General features: G+C 72.6%; 21 protein-coding genes. 13 read left to right on the top strand and 8 right to left on the bottom strand.

Annotated features, from left to right (window positions below):
* The first annotated feature begins 57 nt into the window (after window positions 1-57).
* Window positions 58-606 carry a permease gene (locus tag AB0J55_RS42960; RefSeq protein ID WP_364262942.1) on the top strand — a complete coding sequence of 183 codons (549 nt, stop codon included), beginning with the start codon at window positions 58-60 and terminating at the stop codon, window positions 604-606.
* Here the strand turns inward: AB0J55_RS42960 and AB0J55_RS42955 are convergent.
* Together AB0J55_RS42955 and AB0J55_RS42950 are read right to left on the bottom strand one after the other, a co-directional pair.
* Complete coding sequence (locus AB0J55_RS42955; protein WP_364262939.1) at window positions 603-899, bottom strand: SH3 domain-containing protein; 297 nt, start codon at window positions 897-899, stop codon at window positions 603-605. The genes AB0J55_RS42960 and AB0J55_RS42955 overlap by 4 nt on opposite strands.
* 183 nt (window positions 900-1082) lie before the next feature.
* On the bottom strand, window positions 1083-2306 hold the full coding sequence (locus tag AB0J55_RS42950; RefSeq protein ID WP_364262936.1) for an NADP-dependent isocitrate dehydrogenase: 1224 nt from the start codon (window positions 2304-2306) through the stop codon (window positions 1083-1085).
* Window positions 2307-2561: 255 nt separating this feature from the next.
* On the opposite strand from AB0J55_RS42950, the gene AB0J55_RS42945 reads away from it, so the two are divergent.
* The 4 genes from AB0J55_RS42945 (at window position 2562) to AB0J55_RS42930 (ending at window position 4676) form a co-directional block, all read left to right on the top strand.
* Window positions 2562-3083, top strand: a complete 522-nt coding sequence (locus tag AB0J55_RS42945; RefSeq protein ID WP_364262933.1) for a hypothetical protein — start codon at window positions 2562-2564, stop codon at window positions 3081-3083.
* 25 nt (window positions 3084-3108) lie between these two features.
* Window positions 3109-3489, top strand: coding sequence for a DUF2203 domain-containing protein (locus AB0J55_RS42940; protein WP_364262930.1), 381 nt, complete (start codon window positions 3109-3111; stop codon window positions 3487-3489).
* A gap of 10 nt (window positions 3490-3499) precedes the next feature.
* Window positions 3500-4111 carry a class I SAM-dependent methyltransferase gene (locus AB0J55_RS42935; protein ID WP_364262927.1) on the top strand — a complete coding sequence of 204 codons (612 nt, stop codon included), beginning with the start codon at window positions 3500-3502 and terminating at the stop codon, window positions 4109-4111.
* A 145-nt stretch (window positions 4112-4256) separates the two neighbouring features.
* Window positions 4257-4676 (top strand): hypothetical protein, encoded by a 420-nt coding sequence (locus tag AB0J55_RS42930; protein WP_364262924.1) that lies wholly within the window; start codon window positions 4257-4259, stop codon window positions 4674-4676.
* 4 nt (window positions 4677-4680) lie between these two features.
* On the opposite strand, the gene AB0J55_RS42925 is transcribed toward AB0J55_RS42930, so the two are convergent.
* Complete coding sequence (locus AB0J55_RS42925; protein WP_364262921.1) at window positions 4681-5094, bottom strand: DUF2000 domain-containing protein; 414 nt, start codon at window positions 5092-5094, stop codon at window positions 4681-4683.
* Between the two features lie 50 nt (window positions 5095-5144).
* Here AB0J55_RS42925 and AB0J55_RS42920 point away from each other — a divergent pair, with 50 nt between their 5' ends.
* Complete coding sequence (locus tag AB0J55_RS42920; RefSeq protein ID WP_364262918.1) at window positions 5145-5924, top strand: AraC family transcriptional regulator; 780 nt, start codon at window positions 5145-5147, stop codon at window positions 5922-5924.
* A 73-nt stretch (window positions 5925-5997) separates the two neighbouring features.
* Window positions 5998-6576: an HhH-GPD-type base excision DNA repair protein gene (locus AB0J55_RS42915; protein ID WP_364262915.1), complete on the top strand. Its 579-nt coding sequence runs from the start codon at window positions 5998-6000 to the stop codon at window positions 6574-6576.
* Here the strand turns inward: AB0J55_RS42915 and AB0J55_RS42910 are convergent.
* On the bottom strand, window positions 6573-7136 hold the full coding sequence (locus AB0J55_RS42910; RefSeq protein WP_364262912.1) for a hypothetical protein: 564 nt from the start codon (window positions 7134-7136) through the stop codon (window positions 6573-6575). The two genes, AB0J55_RS42915 and AB0J55_RS42910, sit on opposite strands and share 4 nt — an antisense overlap.
* Before the next feature lie 83 nt (window positions 7137-7219).
* Between AB0J55_RS42910 and AB0J55_RS42905 the strand changes: the two genes are divergently transcribed.
* On the top strand, window positions 7220-7408 hold the full coding sequence (locus AB0J55_RS42905; RefSeq protein WP_033261422.1) for a DUF1918 domain-containing protein: 189 nt from the start codon (window positions 7220-7222) through the stop codon (window positions 7406-7408).
* Here AB0J55_RS42905 and AB0J55_RS42900 read toward each other — a convergent pair.
* Entirely contained in the window at window positions 7405-8583 is a 1179-nt protein-coding gene (locus AB0J55_RS42900; RefSeq protein WP_364262909.1) for an MFS transporter, read from the bottom strand. The genes AB0J55_RS42905 and AB0J55_RS42900 overlap by 4 nt on opposite strands.
* Window positions 8584-8692: 109 nt before the next feature.
* On the opposite strand from AB0J55_RS42900, the gene AB0J55_RS42895 reads away from it, so the two are divergent.
* Together AB0J55_RS42895 and AB0J55_RS42890 are read left to right on the top strand one after the other, a co-directional pair.
* On the top strand, window positions 8693-9016 hold the full coding sequence (locus AB0J55_RS42895) for a metalloregulator ArsR/SmtB family transcription factor (protein WP_354827698.1): 324 nt from the start codon (window positions 8693-8695) through the stop codon (window positions 9014-9016).
* Window positions 9017-9201: 185 nt separating this feature from the next.
* Window positions 9202-10386: an MFS transporter gene (locus tag AB0J55_RS42890; RefSeq protein WP_364262905.1), complete on the top strand. Its 1185-nt coding sequence runs from the start codon at window positions 9202-9204 to the stop codon at window positions 10384-10386.
* Here the strand turns inward: AB0J55_RS42890 and AB0J55_RS42885 are convergent.
* Window positions 10383-10700 carry a DUF3017 domain-containing protein gene (locus AB0J55_RS42885; protein WP_364262902.1) on the bottom strand — a complete coding sequence of 106 codons (318 nt, stop codon included), beginning with the start codon at window positions 10698-10700 and terminating at the stop codon, window positions 10383-10385. The two genes, AB0J55_RS42890 and AB0J55_RS42885, sit on opposite strands and share 4 nt — an antisense overlap.
* Window positions 10697-11563: a bifunctional methylenetetrahydrofolate dehydrogenase/methenyltetrahydrofolate cyclohydrolase gene (locus AB0J55_RS42880; RefSeq protein WP_205624108.1), complete on the bottom strand. Its 867-nt coding sequence runs from the start codon at window positions 11561-11563 to the stop codon at window positions 10697-10699. Before AB0J55_RS42880 ends, AB0J55_RS42885 begins: the two co-directional genes overlap by 4 nt.
* Before the next feature lie 178 nt (window positions 11564-11741).
* On the opposite strand from AB0J55_RS42880, the gene AB0J55_RS42875 reads away from it, so the two are divergent.
* Entirely contained in the window at window positions 11742-14837 is a 3096-nt protein-coding gene (locus tag AB0J55_RS42875) for a glycohydrolase toxin TNT-related protein (RefSeq protein ID WP_364262899.1), read from the top strand.
* Window positions 14838-14877: 40 nt separating this feature from the next.
* On the opposite strand, the gene AB0J55_RS42870 is transcribed toward AB0J55_RS42875, so the two are convergent.
* The gene (locus tag AB0J55_RS42870; RefSeq protein ID WP_364262896.1) at window positions 14878-15465 is read right to left on the bottom strand and encodes a pentapeptide repeat-containing protein; all 588 of its coding nucleotides are present in this window, start codon (window positions 15463-15465) and stop codon (window positions 14878-14880) included.
* A gap of 164 nt (window positions 15466-15629) precedes the next feature.
* On the opposite strand from AB0J55_RS42870, the gene AB0J55_RS42865 reads away from it, so the two are divergent.
* The gene (locus AB0J55_RS42865; protein WP_364262893.1) at window positions 15630-16442 is read left to right on the top strand and encodes a helix-turn-helix domain-containing protein; all 813 of its coding nucleotides are present in this window, start codon (window positions 15630-15632) and stop codon (window positions 16440-16442) included.
* Complete coding sequence (locus tag AB0J55_RS42860) at window positions 16411-16839, top strand: acyl-CoA thioesterase (RefSeq protein WP_364262890.1); 429 nt, start codon at window positions 16411-16413, stop codon at window positions 16837-16839. The genes AB0J55_RS42865 and AB0J55_RS42860 overlap by 32 nt, the downstream gene beginning before the upstream one ends.
* Window positions 16840-16870 lie beyond the last annotated feature (31 nt).

Raw genomic sequence — 16870 nt, 5'->3', positions numbered from 1 at the left:
CTTCACCGTCGCGCTCGGCGTGCTCGACGCCCGCTTCCCCTGGACGGAGACCCGCCGATGATCGCCGGGCACTTCGGGCTGGCCGCCGCCGTCAAGGCGGGCCGCCCCGCCATTCCCGTCTGGACGCTCATGCTCGCCACCGCCTGGCTCGACGTCGTCTTCGTGCCGCTCTACCTCAGCGGCGTCGAGACAGTCGACGGCGAAGGCTACGGCGGCGGCATCATCCACGCCGACTACACGCACTCCCTCATCGGCGCGCTCGTCCTCGCCGCGCTCTTCGGTGCGGTCGCGAGCAGATGGCTCGGCCGCCAAGCCGGGCTGGTCCTCGGCGGCGTCGTGTTCTCGCACTGGCTGCTCGACCTCGTCGTGCACCGAGCCGACCTGCCGATCCTGCCCGGCAACGCCGGTGACCTACCGACGTTCGGCTTCGGGCTCTGGCGGCTGCCCACCGTCTCGGCCGTCGTCGAACTGCTGATGCTGGCGGTCGGCATCGGCCTCTACTGGCGCGCCGCCGCGAAACGCGATCCGAAACGCGCCAGGACACTGGGCCTGTCCGCCGCGGCCTTCGGCGTGGTGACGCTCGCGGCCGACCTACTGGGCGTCTAGCAAGCGGAGCCGGCGACCGGCTGGGTGAAGGCCGCGGCCACCCACTTGTCGTCGGCCACCTTCCGGAAGCCGTTCTGGACGCCCGGCATCGCGTCGAACTGGGCGTCACGCAGGTATTTGCCGACGATCTTGGCGTTGCCGTCCGCCGCCTCGCGGGCGTTCAGGACGTCCGCCGTCACCGTCACCTTGCAGCCGGTGGCCGAAGCGCCCGAAGCCTGCTTGCCCGTGTTCATGGCGTACACGATGACGACCAGGACGAGCGCGCCCAAGATGAGCAGAGTCTTCTTCGACATGCTTTCCTCCAACCCGCGTGCCCCGTCCCCCCGCCAAGGGTAGGCAATCCTTTACCCGGACGGACAGCGCCGGACGCAGCAACCACCCGGAGGCGCCAGCGGTTCACGCGCGAGGTGACACGGCGTGATCAAAGCGAACGCCCCCTCCCCGGCGAACCGGGAAGGGGGCGTTCGAAAAGAACCTCAGCCCTGGGCGATCTTCTTCGCCAGGTTGTCGTCCAGCGTCGCGAGGAACTCCTCGGTCGTCTGCCACGGCTGGTCCTTGCTGATGAGCAGCGCGAGGTCCTTCGTCATCTGGCCGCTCTCGACGGTCTCGACGACGACCTGCTCCAGCGTGTTCGCGAAGCCGATCAGCTCCTGGTTGCCGTCCAGCTTGCCGCGGTGCTCGAGGCCGCGGGTCCAGGCGTAGATCGACGCGATCGGGTTCGTCGAGGTCGGCTTGCCCTGCTGGTGCTGGCGGTAGTGCCGGGTGACCGTGCCGTGCGCGGCCTCGGCCTCGACGGTCCGGCCGTCCGGCGTGCGCAGCACCGACGTCATCAGGCCGAGCGAGCCGAAGCCCTGCGCGACCGTGTCGGACTGGACGTCACCGTCGTAGTTCTTGCACGCCCAGACGTAGCCGCCCTCCCACTTCATCGCCGCGGCGACCATGTCGTCGATCAGGCGGTGCTCGTAGGAGATGCCCTTGGCGTCGAAGTCGGCCTTGAACTCGTTCTGGTAGATCTCCTCGAACACGTCCTTGAACTGGCCGTCGTAGGCCTTGAGGATGGTGTTCTTGGTGGAGAGGTACACCGGCAGGCCGCGGTCCAGGCCGTACTGCAGCGAGGCGCGCGCGAAGTCCTCGATGGACTTCTTGAAGTTGTACATCCCCATCGCGACGCCGCCGCCCTCGGGGAACTGCGCGACCTGGAACTCCATCGGCTCGGAGCCGTCGTCCGGGGTGTAGGTCACGGTCAGCTTGCCCGGGCCGGGGACCTTGAAGTTGGTCGCCTTGTACTGGTCGCCGTGCGCGTGGCGGCCGATGATGATCGGCTTGGTCCACGTCGGCACCAGCCGCGGGATGTTCTGGATGACGATGGGCTCGCGGAAGATCACGCCGCCGAGGATGTTGCGGATCGTCCCGTTCGGGGACAGCCACATCTTCTTGAGGCCGAACTCCTCGACGCGCGCCTCGTCCGGGGTGATCGTGGCGCACTTGACGCCGACGCCGTGCTTCTTGATGGCGTTCGCGGAGTCGATGGTGACCTGGTCGTCGGTGCGGTCCCGCTCCTCGATGCCCAGGTCGTAGTAGTCCAGGTTCACGTCCAGGTACGGGTGGATCAGCTTGTCCTTGATGAACTGCCAGATGATGCGGGTCATCTCATCGCCGTCGAGTTCGACGACGGTGCCCTGGACCTTGATCTTGGCCATGAGCAGCGGTGCTCCTTCCGCGGATCTTCGCGTTACTTCGATACGTCTCGCCGGTAGCGGTACAAGCGTACTGCTTGACCGAGCTGGATGGTTCCAGTAGTGGCCGGCATCAAGTCTCCACCCGCCCTTTGTGGCCGGGATCACCGGGCACGAACCCGCCGGTCAGCCGATCCGACCGCTCGCCGAGCGACCGTAGGTGTTCGGCGGTGAACCAGGGCACGATGCCACCCGTGAATCCTTGCGGGAGGTGAGGCCATGTCGACCCATCGGTACGCCGGCTACGAAGACGACTACGAGAACGACTACCAGGACTCCGACGACGCCGGCGACGTGCTCGAGGAGCGGCCGCGCCGGGGCGCCGCGCACGTGGTGAGCGCGCTCGGCGGGCTCGTCCTCACCCCCGTCGCCCTCGGCCTGCTGAGCTGGGGCGGGCTGCGCCAGCAGCAGCTGATCCAGGCCACGCTGAGCACCAACCGCGACCCGCTCGGCATCGCGCTGCTGGCCGGCGGAGCCATCCTGCTGCTGGTCGTCGCCGCGCTCGGCGCGCTGTCGGCGGCCGGCCCGATCCTCGGCGGGCTGATCTACGGCGTGCTGCCCGGCGTCGCCGCGATGGCCGTGCCCGAGTGGGGGTTCAAGCTGGTCAACCTGATGCCGAAGAGCGACATCGCGTACGGCGTCATGGACTTCCTGTTCATCGGCGGCCTGCTGGGTGTGGGCTTCCTGCTGGTCGGCAGCGGCCTGGCCGCCGCACTGGTCCGGCGGCGCCGCGAAGCGTGACGTACGCCGGTGGCATCATCGGCGGATGGGACTGTTCACCGTCTCGGAAGCCCGCGCCGAACTGACGCGCCTGCGGCCGGTCCTCGACGAACTCGTGCGCGTCCGCGCCGACGCGGCCGAGCTCGCGGCGTCGTTGCGCCCGGGCGGCCGGGCCACCGGGCTGGGCGGGCTGCCCGAGTGGAAGGCCGCCCAGGCCCGCCTCGACGACCTGATGACGACGATCCAGCGCACCGGCGCCGAGCTCAAGGGGTTCGCGCCGCTGCTGGTCGACTTCCCGGCCGAGCTCGACGGCACCGACGTGCTCCTGTGCTGGCTCGAAGGCGACCGGGAGCTGGGCTGGTACCACCGCGCCGACCTCGGTTTCGCGGGCCGCCGTCCGCTGAAAACCGCTGGTGGCCCCGGCTAGGTTGGCTTTCGTGAGCGACGAATCCCGGGCCGCGTTCTTCGACGGCACAGCCGAGCACTACGACGACGACACCTTCCACGCCGCCGTGGCGGAGGCCCTGGTCGAGCCGCTGCCCGACGCCCCGGGCCTCGTCCTCGACGTGGCTACCGGGACGGGCTTCGCGGCGTACGCGGCGCTACGGCTGAAGCCGGCGCGAGTGCTGGCTGTCGACCTGTCGCCGGCCATGGTCGCGCGGGCGGAGGCCAAGGCACCTGCGCAGGACCCGGACGGCCGGATCGAGTGGTGCGTCGGGCCCGCGGTGCCGATGCCGGTCGAGGACCACTCGGCCGACGTCGTGCTGTGCGCGTCTTCGCTGCACTTCCTGGGCGCGGCGGCGTTCGCGGACTGGCTGCGCGTGCTGAAGCCGGGCGGACGGCTGGCGTTCTCGGTCGTGTCGGGGACCCGGTTCAAGCCGTCCGGGCCGTTCGCCGAGTTCGTGCCGAAGGACATCACCTTCCCGACCGACGAAGCCGGCGCGGCGGCGCTGGCGCAGGGCTTCGTGGACGTGACGGCCCGGACGTTCACCGTCGAGGGAAGTGACCGGGTCCGGAGCGTGTTCCTGGTGCACGCGACGGCGCCGTGAACCTGGAGCGGTTCGCCGACGGCCACCACCTAGAACAGCAGCCGGCCTTCTCTTCGAGATGAGCACCGACTCGGCCGAAAACCGGAAGCGACCGGGCCACCGAAGCCGGATCACGCGCTGGAAGAGCCGGGAACACGACGGAAGGGTGACGATCGAGGTCCTCGCCCCGCTCCGGATCGAGCCACGGCCGGTGCCACCCTCGCCGTACGCGGACACCTGCGCCTTCGAGTCCGCGGTGGCGCTCGACCTGGCCCCGCGGCTCGGCCCGGACGTCGTGTGGCGCACCTACGGCGGCGAGGCGGGCACGCCCACCGGTCCCGACGGCTGGTTCCTCCAACGCCGGGACCGGCTGACGAGCACGCTGACCGGGGTCTTCTGCCGGACCGCGGCAAATCCGGCCACGTTCGAGCGCCACGAGGCCGACGACGACCTCTGGCGTGCCGTCCAGCTGCTCGGCCGGCACGCCGGCCGGGTCCGGTCCGGGAACTGCACCTTCGCCCCCGCGGACTGGGTCACCTGGGTGACGACCGGCCGGCTGCCGCCGGTCGAGCGGCTCAGGCCGTGACGCCTCACCGGTGCAGCGACGCTCCCTTGAGGATCTTGTCGACGGCGTTCTTCGGCCCGTGCACCGCCAGCCCGGCCAGGGCCAGCTTCTCCCCCGGCACCGCGCGCACCGCCGCCCGGTTGTCGGCGTCGTTGCCGGTGTGGAACAGCTCGTCGGTGAAGATCGAGAACCGCAGGCCGCGGCCCAGTGCGCGGCCGTGCGCGGCGGTCAGCACCGCAGCCGTTCCGGAAAAGACCAGCACGGGCTGGCCGAACATCGGCAGGTACTGCGTGCCGTCGGCGTCGGCGTAGGGCTCGCCCATCAGCTCGGGGGTCACGTGCGCGATCCCGCTCACCAGGAAGGCGGTGACGTTCAGCCGCTGCCAGGACGCCAGGTCGTCGCGGAGCAGGACGGCGATCTTCGTGTCGAAGGAACTCATGCCGGACACACTCGCCCGCCGGCCACCCGCGCGTCTTGTACGTTCTTGACATGGCGGACGTCGAAGCCTGGCGGCCGGCGGTCCCCGGGATCGCCGAGGTCTTCCACGCGCGCTTCACCACCCACGCCTACCCGCTGCACACGCACGACACGTGGACGCTGCTGATCGTCGACGACGGCGTCATCCGCTACGACCTCGACCGCCACCATCACGGCGCGCTCGGCCCGGCGGTGACGCTGCTGCCGCCGAACGTGGCCCACGACGGGCGGGCGGCGACCAGCCACGGCTTCCGCAAGCGCGTGCTCTACCTGGACACGCCGGTCCTCGGCGAGGACCTCATCGGCGCGGCGGTCGACCGGCCCAGCGTCGCCGACGGCCTCCTGCGCACCCGGATCCACCAGCTCCACGAGTCCCTCACCGAGCCGGGTGACGCACTCGAGGCCGAGAGCCGGCTGGTGCTGGTCGCCGACCGGCTGCGCACCCACCTGGGCCGCCCGGTTTCGCACCCGCCGAAGCGCGGCCTCGCCGACGACCTCCGCGACCTGCTGGACGCGCGCCTGCCGGATGCCCTGACGCTCGCCGAAGCGGCCGAGACGCTGGGCGCGCACCCGGCGTACCTGGTCCGCGCCTTCGGAGCGCGGTTCGGCCTGCCCCCGCACCGCTACCTGACGGGCCGCCGCGTCGACCGCGCCCGCCGCCTGCTGCTCGACGGCGCCCGGACCGCGGACGTCGCCGCCGCGGCCGGGTTCACCGACCAGGCCCACCTGACCCGGCACTTCAAGCGGTACCTGGGCACGACGCCGTCGCGGTACCGGGGAACCCGGTCCTGACCGGCGCTGGTCATGGCCTCCTGCCGGCGAAGAAGCGCACGGACGAAGAAGGCCGTTGTGTCAAGATGACGGCATGCTGCGCGAACTGCACCTGACCGGCGACCCGGCGGCCGACAAGCTGCTGAACGACGACCCGTTCGCCCTGCTCGTCGGGATGCTCCTGGACCAGCAGTACCCGATGGAGCACGCCTTCGCCGGCCCGCGGAAGATCGCGGACCGGATGGACGGGTTCGACATCGCGAAGATCGCCGCCACCGATGTCGAGAAGTTCGTCGAGATGTGCGTGGTGCCGCCGGCGATCCACCGGTACGGCGGTTCGATGGCCCGCCGCGTCCACGCGCTCGCGCAGCACATCATCGAGACCTACGACGGCCGCACCGAGGGCATCTGGCTCGACGGCCGTCCGAAGCCGGACGGTCCCGAAGTCCTGAAGCGGCTGAAGGCCCTGCCCGGGTTCGGCGAGCAGAAGGCCAAGATCTTCCTGGCCATGCTGGGCAAGCAGCGCGGCGTCACCCCGAAGGGCTGGCGCGAGACAGCCGGCGCGTACGGCGACCGCGGCTCGCGCCGGTCGATCGCCGACGTCACGAGCGCCGAAACCCTCGCCGAGGTGCGCGCGTTCAAGAAGGCCGCCAAAGCCGCGCAGGCGGGCTAACGCACCCAGACGCGCAGCGGGCCCAGCGGCTCGGCGCCGTGGTCCAGCGCGACCTGCAGCGCGTCGCCGTGTTCGTAACCCACCACCGGGACACCCGGGAACGCCGACGCCACCGCCGCCACCGCGCCCGGCCACGCCCGGGCCGGGCCCGAGAAGTTCGACAGCCCCACCACGTCGTCGCCTCGGTGCGCGACGACCTGCGCCGGACCGCAGGACAGCACCGCCACCGACGCGTCGGCCGGGAACGCGTGCTCGGTGACGCGCCGCCAGCCCGGCTCGGCGATGCCCGGGCCGCAGGCGATCCACGTCGCCACGAACAACACCGAGAAGCCCGGCAGGTCCAGCGCGGCGAAGCTGTCCTTCACCGAGCAGCCCGCGGAAGCGTCGACGAACGGGAGGACGTCGGCCGCCGTCGCGGCCGGGTCGAGCGTCACCGCGTCCGGGTAGAACTCCGGCGTGCGGGAGGCCGAAGTCCAGGCGCGCGGGCCCCGGCGGCCGCCGCCGGCGACCAGGGCGCACCACGCCGCGTTCTCCGCCGCCGCGGCTCGCCGACCGTCCACTTCGGAAACCCTGCCACGCCACCCGATCGCCGGGCTACCCGCCGTCCCGGGCCGCTCCTACCCTGGACACGGAGGTGAAGCCCATGCACGCAGGAGTAGGAGACGAAATCCAGGTGCACGGCCGGACGGTCGGGTCGGCCGAGCAGCGCGGCGAGATCCTCGAAGTCCGCGGGCCCGACGGCGCCCCGCCCTATCTGGTGCGGTTCGCCGACGGGCACGAGGGGCTCGTCTACCCCGGCCCCGACTGCGAAGTCCAAACGCACGCCGACTAACCGACGGCGACCGGTTCCCGAGGCTCGCGGACCCGCCCCCACGCCGAGCCCACCAGCAGCAGGGCCACGAGGGTCAGCGCGGCCGCGACCTCGGGCAGCAGCAGCGGCCCGCCCGACGCGAGCACCGCTCCGCCGACGACGCCGGACAGGCCGACGCCCAGGTAGATCGCGGACGCGTTGAGCGAAAGGACCAGGCCGGCGTGGCCCGGCGACAGCTCGATCAGGCGGTGCTGCACCGGCGGGTTGAACGACCACGTCGCCAGCCCCCACACGAACAGCGAGATCCCGGCCGCCACCGGCGTCACGGTCGTCAGCGGCAGCAGCGCCATCACGGCGGTGATGGCCACGGTGACGACGAGCAGCGGCGCCCGCGAACCCCAGCGGTCGGTCGCCCGGCCGCCCGCGAAGTTGCCGATCGCGCCGCCGACGCCGTAGCAGAAGAGCAGCACCGTGACCGTCGTGCCGTGCACGCCGGCCGTCGCGGCCAGCAGCGGTGACACGAACGTGTAGACCATGAACGCGGCCAGGCAGGCGAGCACCGTCGTGGCCAGCATGACGAGCACCCGCGGGTCGCGGCCGGCGGCGAACCGCTCGGCGAGACCCACCCGTGGCGGCGCGGCGACCGTCGGCAGCGCGAGCCGCACGGCCAGCGCGCTCGCCAGCGAGAAGGCGGCGACCAGCGCGAACGCCGTCCGGTAGCCGAGGTGCTGCGAGATCAGGCTGCCGAGCGGGACGCCGAAGATGAGCGCGACCGTCAGCCCGCCGAACACCATCGCGACCGCGCGGCCCCGGCGTTCGGGGACGGTCAGCTCGGCCGCCACGGCGCTCGCCGCGGGCGTGAACACCGCGGCACCGACCGCGGTCACCACGCGGGCCACCAGGAGGGAGCCGTAGCCGGGCGCGAGCGCGGCGAACAGGTTGCCGGCGCCGGTGACGGCGAGCGCCGCGACCAGCAGCGTCCGGCGTTCCCAGGTGCCGGTGGCGGCGGCGAACAGCGGCGAGCCGACCGCGTAGGCGATGGCGAAGGCCGTGACGAGCTGCGCGGCGGCCGTCGCCGAGACGTGCAGCTCACCGGTCAGCGCGGGCAGCAGCCCGGCGACGATGTAACCGCTGGTCCCGACGCCGAAGGCGCCGAACGCGAGGACCGAGATCCTCGAAGGAGCAGGTGCGGACATGGGTTGGGCCCCCAAGACGAAGCAGGGATTGGTTCGACGAACGTCGTAGTTCGACAGTCACCGTACTACGTCGCTGCCGCAATTTCGACCGGCGTCGTACAATGGGCCCATGGCCAAGACCGACACGCTGCCCCCGATCGCCCACCCGGCCCGGGAGGAGATCACCGTCGAGGGCGTGCTCCGCGCCCTCGCCGACCCGGTGCGGCTGGCCATCGTCCGACAACTCGCGGGCACCGAGCAGGAAATCGCGTGCGGCGGGCTCACCGTGCCGGTGACCAAGTCCACACTCACCCACCACCTGAGCATCCTGCGCCAGGCCGGGGTCGTGGCCGGGCGCCAGGAAGGCACCACCCGGTTCAACTCGTTGCGCCGCAACGATCTCGACGCGCTGTTCCCAGGCCTGCTGAACGGCGTTCTGGCCGCTCGGCGCTGATCACCGCGTTACGGTGTGGATCGTCACCCGATATCGGGATGACAACCGGCCCCCTCGCTTGTTGGACTAGGGCGTAGGCAGCTCACGGCGCTGGGGCCGATCAGCTGTCTTTATTTATGCCCACCTACTGAACCGATCCAGAAACCTAGGCTCAGTAATCGTTTACCCACCTTGGAAGGAGTGCCGTGCCCGTCGCGCTGCTCGCGCTCGCCATCGGAGCTTTCGGCATCGGGACCACCGAGTTCGTCATGATGGGCGTGCTGCCCCAGGCGGCCGCCGACTTCGGCGTCGACATCCCGGCTGCCGGCCACCTCATCTCCGCCTACGCCCTCGGCGTCGTCGTCGGCGCCCCCCTGCTCACCGCGGTCGCCGTGCGGCTGCCGCGCAAGACCATGCTGCTGGCCATGATGGGCCTGTTCACGCTGGGCAACGCCCTCTTCGCGCTGTCACCCAACCAGGAGTTCGGCATCGCGTTCCGGTTCCTGGCCGGGCTGCCGCACGGCGCGTTCTTCGGCGCCGGCGCGGTCGTCGCCTCCAGCCTCGTCGCCCCGGGCGACCGGGCCAAGGCCGTGTCGCTGATGTTCCTCGGCCTGACCCTGGCGAACGTCATCGGCGTGCCGCTGGGCACGCTGCTCGGCCAGCAGGTCGGCTGGCGCGCCACCTTCGGCGTCGTCGCCGTGATCGGCCTGGTCGCCATCGCGGCCATCGCGAAGCTCGTCCCGCACCAGGGCAAGCCCTCGGCGGAGGCGTCGCTGCGGAACGAACTCGGCGCGTTCAAGCGGCCGCAGGTGCACCTGGCGCTGGCGATCGTCACGTTCGGGCTCGGCGGCGTGTTCGCCTGCCTGTCGTACATCACGCCGATGCTGACCGACGTCGCCGGCTACTCGCCGTCGAACGTCACCCTGCTGCTGTCCCTGGCCGGCGTCGGCATGACGATCGGCAACCTGCTCGGCGGCCGGCTGGCCGACCGCGCGCTGATGCCGAGCCTGTACATCGCGCTGCTGGCGCTGGCGTCGGTGCTGGGCATCTTCACGATCACCGCCCAGGGCAAGATCGGCGCGGCGATCACGATCTTCTTCGTCGGCGTCGCCGGGTTCATGATCGGCCCGATGATGCAGGCGCGGATCATGGAGAAGGCGGGCGGCACCCCGTCCCTGGTGTCGGCCGCGGTCCAGTCGGCGTTCAACATCGCCAACTCGATCGGGGCGTACCTCGGCGGCCTGGTCATCGCCGGCGGCCTCGGCCTGGTCGCCCCCAACTGGGTCGGCGCCCTGCTGGCCGTCTTCGGCCTGACCCTCGCGGTCGTCTCGGGCACTTTGGACCGCCGCGAAGCCAAAGCCGAACGGCGTGAGCTCGCCCTCGCGTCCTAAGAGGAGCTGAACGGGCCGCCGATGATCGTCAGGGCGACGTACAGCACCGCCGCCGCCAGCGCGGTGAACGTCACCACGTCGACGATCTTGCCGCGGATCGCCAGCAGGCCGGCCCTGGCCGTCGGCAGCACCGCCCGCAGGGCCGCGGCGAGGAGGAGCGCGACGCCGATCAGCGCCGCGCCCTCCCGCCAGTGGTACTGGAAGATCCGCAGCGCCGCGACGGCCACCACCACCAGCACCGCCGCGAACGGGAGCTGGGTGAACCGGGACGGCCGGGGACCGGACACCTCCCGGCGCTCCTCGGTCATCGTCATCGGCCCGCGACCGAGCGCTCCGCCGCTTCGACGACGTTGCTGACCAGCATCGCCCGGGTCATCGGGCCGACGCCGCCCGGGTTCGGCGAGATCCAGCCGGCCACCTCGGCGACTCCCGGGTGGACGTCGCCGGTGAGCTTGCCGTCCACATGGGACACGCCGACGTCGAGCACCGCCGCGCCCGGGGCGACCATGTCCGGTGTGATGATCCCCGGCACCCCGGCCGCGGCGATCACGACGTCGGCGCGGCGGACCTCGGCGGCGAGGTCGCGGGTGCCGGTGTGGCACAGCGTCACGGTGGCGTTCTCGCTGCGGCGGGTCAGCAGCAGGCCCAGCGTCCGGCCGACGGTGATGCCGCGGCCGACCACGGTGACCTGCGCGCCGTTCAGCGCGACGCCGTGCCGCTTGAGCAGCTCGATGATCCCGTACGGCGTGCACGGCAGCGCCCCCTGCTGGCCCAGCACGAGCCGGCCGAGGCTGACCGGGGCCAGGCCGTCGGCGTCCTTCTCCGGGTCGATGCGCTCCAGCACGCGGTTCGCGTCGAGGTGCTTCGGCAGCGGCAGCTGGACGATGTAGCCGTGGCAGGCCGGGTCGGCGTTGAGCTCGTCGATGACGGCTTCGAGCTTCTCCTGGGTGATGTCGGCCGGCAGGTCGCGGCGGATCGAGTTGATCCCGATCTTGCCGCTGTCGGCGTGCTTCATCCGCACGTACGAGTGCGACCCCGGGTCGTCGCCGACCAGGACGGTGCCCAGCCCCGGCGTCACCCCCTTCGCGGCGAGGGCCGCGACGCGGGGCTCGAGCTCCGCGAAAATGGCGTTCTTGGTGGCCTTGCCGTCGAGAATCTTCGCCGTCACGGGCCCCATTCTGGCAAAGCGACCCCCGCGCGTCGCTTCCAGGCGCGCCTGGTCGCAGCCCGTAGACTGGCCACTACCCCACACGGTCCAATCGCGACGGTTCCCGCGATCAAGCTGTGACCTACCGCACGTCGCATCACCCGAGGTCAGGCCCGGTGCCACCGGGTGGCCGGGCGGCAAAACCCACATGCGGGGTGCACTCGCGCGCGCGAGCAGTCAAAATGTCCCCGTGGCACAACCGACGACGCAGCTGAACGCGACCGAGCAGGACACCCTGGTCAAGCAGATCGGACTTGCCCTGCTCCGTGCCGCCCCGCGCGACTGGCGCAAGGTCACCGCGGAGTACCGAGCCGTCGGGAGGTACCACGAGCTGACCGGCGAGATCGTCACCGAGGACGGCACGGTGCACGAGTGGCTCGCGACCCACGACATCGCGACCCTCTTCGGGCGCCTGCGCGGCGGCATGTACCGCGACGGCCGCGGAACGTGGTTCAACGCGCGCTACCAGCTCGACCACCCGTCCAGCTACAACCTCGAGTACAACCGCGACGAACCGGTGTGGAACCTCGCGCCGCCGCCGCAGGCGTACTCCGACGAGCTGCGGATGTTCCCGCGCACCGAGGAGAACGTCCCCGAATGGCTGATCCGGCGGATGTCCGGGCTCGGCCCGGAGCAGCCGGGGCCGCACTTCCGGATCGCCCGGATCTTCGACACCGTCGGCCCGGCGGGCCGCCCGGTGATCAACCGCCCCGACCTCGAGGTCGAGGAGCAGGACCGGCTGCTGGAGTACCTGGAGCACGCGCCGCTGGTGGTGCCCGAGCGCGGCTACGACATCGACCGGCTGGCCGCGGCCCCCGAGGCCACCGTCCCGGTCGCCTTCCACAGCGACGGGCAGTGGATCTGGCCCGCCGCGGTGAACTTCTACCTGCACAAGTACGGCGTTTCGCCCGAACCCGACCTGGTCGAGCACGTCCGCGCGGTCGGCTTCACGCTGCCGCCGGTCGACGAGGCGACGCTGCAGGCCGCCGCCGGGTACCTGACCCGCGGCAACCAGCCCCCGCCGCAGCAGCGCCCGGCCGGGCCGCCGCCGCAGGGCCCGCCGATCCAGCAGGCGCCGCCGCAAGGTCCCCCGCCGATGCCGCCGCAGCAGCAGGCGCCCGTGGGGCCGCCGCCCGGCGCCGCGCCCGTCGCGCCGCCGATGCCGCAGCAGCACCAGGAGCCGCCCGCCCCGGTGGAGCCGCCGCACGCCCCCGCCGAGCCGGAGGCGCCCGCCGAAGCGCACGAGTACGCCGAAGACGGCTACGACCAGGAGTTCGACGACCGTTTCGCCGAGGAAGACGAGCACTACGGCGAAGAGGACTACGACCAGCAGGCCGAGCACGCCCCGGGGTCGAACGGGACGTCGCCGGAGCCGGGCCGGGTGCCCGACCTCGAAGAGACCGCGGAGTACGTCCCCGACCAGCCGATCGGGCACGACCCGGAGGCCCCGCGGGACGGCGAGCCTTTCCCGCGCCGCGACGACGAGCACGCCGCGTTCCAGCCGCCCCACGAGGACGAGCACGCCTTCCAGGCCGAGCAACCGCACGACGACGAACCGGGGCACACCGGGTTCGACGCCGGCCCGGCCCACCAGGACGACGAGCCGTCCCACGCCTTCCAGGCCGACCAGCCGCACGAAGACGAGCACGCCTTCCAGCCGCAGCACGACGAGGCACACGCGTTCCAGTCACCGGGGCAGGAGGAGGCGCCGCACGCGTTCCAGGCCCCCGGCCAGCCGCAGCGGCCGGACGAGGCCCCGCACGCCTTCCAGCCGCCCGGCCAGCCGCAGCGGCACGACGATGAGCAGTCGCACGCCTTTGCGCCGCCGCGCGAAGACGCATCTCCGCAGTCGTTCCAGCAGCAGCGACACGACGACGAGCCCTCGCACGCCTTCCAGCCGCCGCAGCGTGAAGACGGACCGCCCCAGTCGTTCCAGCAGCAACGACACGACGACGAACCGTCCCACGCCTTCCAGCCGCCGCAGCGTGAAGACGCACCGCCCCAGTCGTTCCAGCAGCAGCGACACGACGACGAGCCCTCGCACGCCTTCGCGTCGCCGCGGCGGGAGCAGCCCGCGTTCGACCCCGGGCCGCCGACCATGATCACCCAGCCCGAGGTCCCCGGGGTGCTGCCCGTGCCGGAGCCGCCGGCGCCGCAGGCCCCCGCCCAGGCCGAGGCGCCCGCCGCCCCGCGTCCGGGCCGCCGGGCGCTGCGCCGCGAGACCCCGGACCACCCCGTGCTCGCCGGGCTGCAGGCCAAGCTGGACGAGCTCGACGTGCCCGAAAGCGGCTACAAGCTGGGCGAACCCGCCGAGCACGGGTGGAGCGTCGAGGAGGTCGAGGACGGCTGGCGCGTCGGCTGGTACGACGGCAAGCTCAGCAACCCCGCGGTGTTCGGCGACGCCGAAGACGCGGCCGCGTTCATGCTCGGCAAGCTGCTGCTCAACCCGGAGGGGCACGTGCCCGCCGAGGAGCCGCCCGCGCCGGAGCCCGAACCGGAACCCGAGCCGGCGCCGGCGCCGCAGCGGGTCGTCGCGACGCTGTCGCCCGAGGTCGCGACCGGCTCGTACCCCGTCCGCAAGCCCGAGCCGCCGGTGCCGCCGCAGGAGCAGACGGCGTTCACCAGCGCCGAGGAGCTGTTCGGCGACCTCGAGGACGACGAGCCGCCGGCACCCCCGCGCCCGCCCGCGCCGCCGGCCCCGGTCCCGGCCGGGCCGCCGCCGGTGGACCGGCAGCAGGCCGGCCCGCCGCCCGCCGCGCCGGCGCCGCCCCGGCGTGAGCCGCCGCAGCCGGCGCCGACCGTCCTGGCCCCCGTGCCGCCCGCCCCGCCGGTGCCCCAGGGCGCACCGGCCCGGCCGGCCGTCAACGGCGGTGGTGGCGGTGGCCAGCAGCAGTGGCCGATCTCGCCGATGGCGGGCGAGCCGCCGCTGACGCTGTTCCGCGGCAAGGAGCTGCGCGAACTGCCCGCGGGCAGCGAGCTGGACCGCTTCGGCGGCCCGAACGGCAACCTGACGTACGCGGCGGGCACGCCGTTCGCCGAGCGGTCGCTGGTACCGGAGTGGGTGAACCGCCCGTACCACGTCTACCGGGTGCAGCGGCCGCTGGAGACGCTGGCCGGCGTCGCGATCCCGTGGTTCAACCAGCCCGGCGGCGGGTCGGCGTACCTGCTGCCGGCGTCGATCGAAGAACTCCTGGCCGAGGGCGACCTGATCGAACTCGACCCGGGCGAACCCCCGATCGACTGAATTCTCACGAAGGCCCCGGCGCTGCCGGGGCCTTCGTCGTTCAGCGGATGATCAGGCCGTGCGCGGCGGCGAAGGCGATCGCCGTTTCGACGTCGACCTCGGCGCCCCTCAGGTCGGCCTGCACCAGGGCGTTCGCGTCGAGGCGGGCGCCGCGCAGGTCGGCGCCCTCGAGTTTCGCGCCCTGCAGGCGGGCGCCGGTCAGGTCGCTGCCGCGCAGGTCCGCGCCGGTGAGGTCGGCTTCGGTCAGGTTGGCCTCGCGCAGACGCAGCCCGGACAGCCCGAGCTTGCGCAGCCGCGCCTTCGCGAACGACGCCAGGGACAGGTCGCACTCGGTCAGCGCGATCCCGCCGAAGCCGCTCTCGGTGAACGACGTGCCCAGCAGCGAGCACGACGTCCAGCGGCTCTCGGCGAGCACGGTCCGGTCGAAGGTGCACGAGCGGAACGCCGACGCGTCGTGCCGCGAACGCGACAGGTCGGCCCGGCTGAACACGCAGTCGTCGAAGGTGCAGCCCCGGGTCCGCAGCCCGCTCAGGTCCGCTCCGGTGAAGTCGCAGCCGGTGAAGCGCCGCTTTTCCCACCACTGTCCGGACAACACCGCTTCGCGGTAGTCCTCCCCCGTCTCCAGCACGGGCCCAGGGTGCCACACCCGCTACCGGCGCCAGCGCCGGCTTCGATCGTCCGCCGCTGGGCCGCCCGCTGTCCGGCAGAGAGCCGCAGGAAGGCCGCCGGGTGTCGGCCCAGCCGTCCGGCAGATCCACGGGGTCGGTTCCTGACCGCTGCATACTGGGGCCCATGGGAGTTCCGCTGCGGCCGGTGGCGGCGCGCTCGGTGTACCGCGAGGTCGCGCCACCGCCCGCGCTCACGGACGTCCTGGCCTGCGGCTGGCACGGGAGCACCGGCTGGGCCCGGCCGCTGCGCGTCCTGCCGGACGGCTGCGCGGACCTCGTCTGGGACGGCGACGCGCTGACGGTCGTCGTCACCGTCGGCGCGCCCCTGCGGCTGTGGGTTCCGGCGTCGGCGTCCCGGGTCGGGGTGCGGCTGCGCTGCGGGGCCGCGGCCGCCGTGCTCGGCACGTCCATGCCGGAGCTGCCCGCCGTGACGCGGCTCAGCGACCTCTGGGGCGCGGATGCCCGTCGCGCCGAGGAAGTCCTCGCGCTCACGCCGGATCCCTTGGCACAGCGCGGGATCCTCGAAACGCTCGTCGCCCGCCGGAGCGCGGCGCCGGACCGGCGGGTGCTGGCTGCCGTGCAGGCCCTCGGCACGAACACCCGGACGTCCGAGATCGCCGTGGGGCTCAGCGAACGCTCGTTGCGGCGGCACTTCGTCCACGCCGTCGGGGCGGGACCGAAGCAACTGCACCGCGTCCGGCGGTTCCAGCGGTTCCTCCGGCTCCTGGAGCCCCTGTCGGCCGGGCGGGCGTCGCTGGCCGGCGTCGCCGCCGGGCTCGGCTACGCCGACCAGTCCCACCTCGGCCGCGAATGCCGCCGCCTCTCCGGCTCCTCCCCCGCCGCGCTCGTGCGGGTGGCCGAAAAGTTCCAGACGCCGACGCCACTCGCGCGCCACGATCGTCCGCATGTTCCGAGTCACCATCGCGGTGCGCGCTGACGACATCGACGCGAACGGCCACGTCCGCGGCCCGGCCTACCTCGCCTATGCCGACCACGCGCGCTGGGTGTGCGTCCGGGCCGCCGGCATCGACCCGGCCGAGCTGGCCGCCCGCCGGATCGGCCCGGTGAACCTGGAGACGACCGTGCGATTCCACCGGGAACTGCCGCCGCACGGCGAAGTCGGCGTCAGCTGCGAATTCCACTGGGGTACCGGCAAAACCTCGCGGGTGACGCAGGAGTTCCACGCGCCGGACGGCACGCTGGTCGCCGAGGTGGCCAGCGTGTCCGGCCTGCTCGACCTGGACCGGCGGCGGCTGCTGCCCGACCCCGGCGCGTACTGGCGGGAACTGGCCGCCCATCCCGAACTGCTCGGCCTGGGCCCGAAAACCGGGTGAGTTCCCCGGTGCCGGGCTCTACGGTGGCGGC

Origin of the sequence: Amycolatopsis sp. NPDC049688, from assembly GCF_040674975.1 — a bacterium.
In the GTDB taxonomy this organism is placed as follows: Bacteria; Actinomycetota; Actinomycetes; order Mycobacteriales; family Pseudonocardiaceae; genus Amycolatopsis.
Note: the sequence above shows the minus strand (reverse complement) of the source record. Positions and strands in the feature narration are given on the sequence as shown.

Excerpts from the sequence above, each read along its gene's own strand:
- AB0J55_RS42900 (WP_364262909.1), bottom strand. The coding sequence starts at position 8,583 with ATGTCCGCACCTGCTCCTTCGAGGATCTCGGTCCTCGCGTTCGGCGCC.
- AB0J55_RS42865 (WP_364262893.1), top strand. The coding sequence starts at position 15,630 with ATGGGAGTTCCGCTGCGGCCGGTGGCGGCGCGCTCGGTGTACCGCGAG.
- AB0J55_RS42905 (WP_033261422.1), top strand. The coding sequence starts at position 7,220 with ATGCACGCAGGAGTAGGAGACGAAATCCAGGTGCACGGCCGGACGGTC.
- AB0J55_RS42875 (WP_364262899.1), top strand. The coding sequence starts at position 11,742 with ATGCGGGGTGCACTCGCGCGCGCGAGCAGTCAAAATGTCCCCGTGGCA.
- AB0J55_RS42955 (WP_364262939.1), bottom strand. The coding sequence starts at position 899 with ATGTCGAAGAAGACTCTGCTCATCTTGGGCGCGCTCGTCCTGGTCGTC.
- AB0J55_RS42860 (WP_364262890.1), top strand. The coding sequence starts at position 16,411 with ATGTTCCGAGTCACCATCGCGGTGCGCGCTGACGACATCGACGCGAAC.
- AB0J55_RS42925 (WP_364262921.1), bottom strand. The coding sequence starts at position 5,094 with ATGAGTTCCTTCGACACGAAGATCGCCGTCCTGCTCCGCGACGACCTG.
- AB0J55_RS42920 (WP_364262918.1), top strand. The coding sequence starts at position 5,145 with ATGGCGGACGTCGAAGCCTGGCGGCCGGCGGTCCCCGGGATCGCCGAG.
- AB0J55_RS42885 (WP_364262902.1), bottom strand. The coding sequence starts at position 10,700 with ATGACGATGACCGAGGAGCGCCGGGAGGTGTCCGGTCCCCGGCCGTCC.
- AB0J55_RS42960 (WP_364262942.1), top strand. The coding sequence starts at position 58 with ATGATCGCCGGGCACTTCGGGCTGGCCGCCGCCGTCAAGGCGGGCCGC.
- AB0J55_RS42945 (WP_364262933.1), top strand. The coding sequence starts at position 2,562 with ATGTCGACCCATCGGTACGCCGGCTACGAAGACGACTACGAGAACGAC.
- AB0J55_RS42950 (WP_364262936.1), bottom strand. The coding sequence starts at position 2,306 with ATGGCCAAGATCAAGGTCCAGGGCACCGTCGTCGAACTCGACGGCGAT.
- AB0J55_RS42880 (WP_205624108.1), bottom strand. The coding sequence starts at position 11,563 with ATGGGGCCCGTGACGGCGAAGATTCTCGACGGCAAGGCCACCAAGAAC.
- AB0J55_RS42895 (WP_354827698.1), top strand. The coding sequence starts at position 8,693 with ATGGCCAAGACCGACACGCTGCCCCCGATCGCCCACCCGGCCCGGGAG.
- AB0J55_RS42940 (WP_364262930.1), top strand. The coding sequence starts at position 3,109 with ATGGGACTGTTCACCGTCTCGGAAGCCCGCGCCGAACTGACGCGCCTG.
- AB0J55_RS42915 (WP_364262915.1), top strand. The coding sequence starts at position 5,998 with ATGCTGCGCGAACTGCACCTGACCGGCGACCCGGCGGCCGACAAGCTG.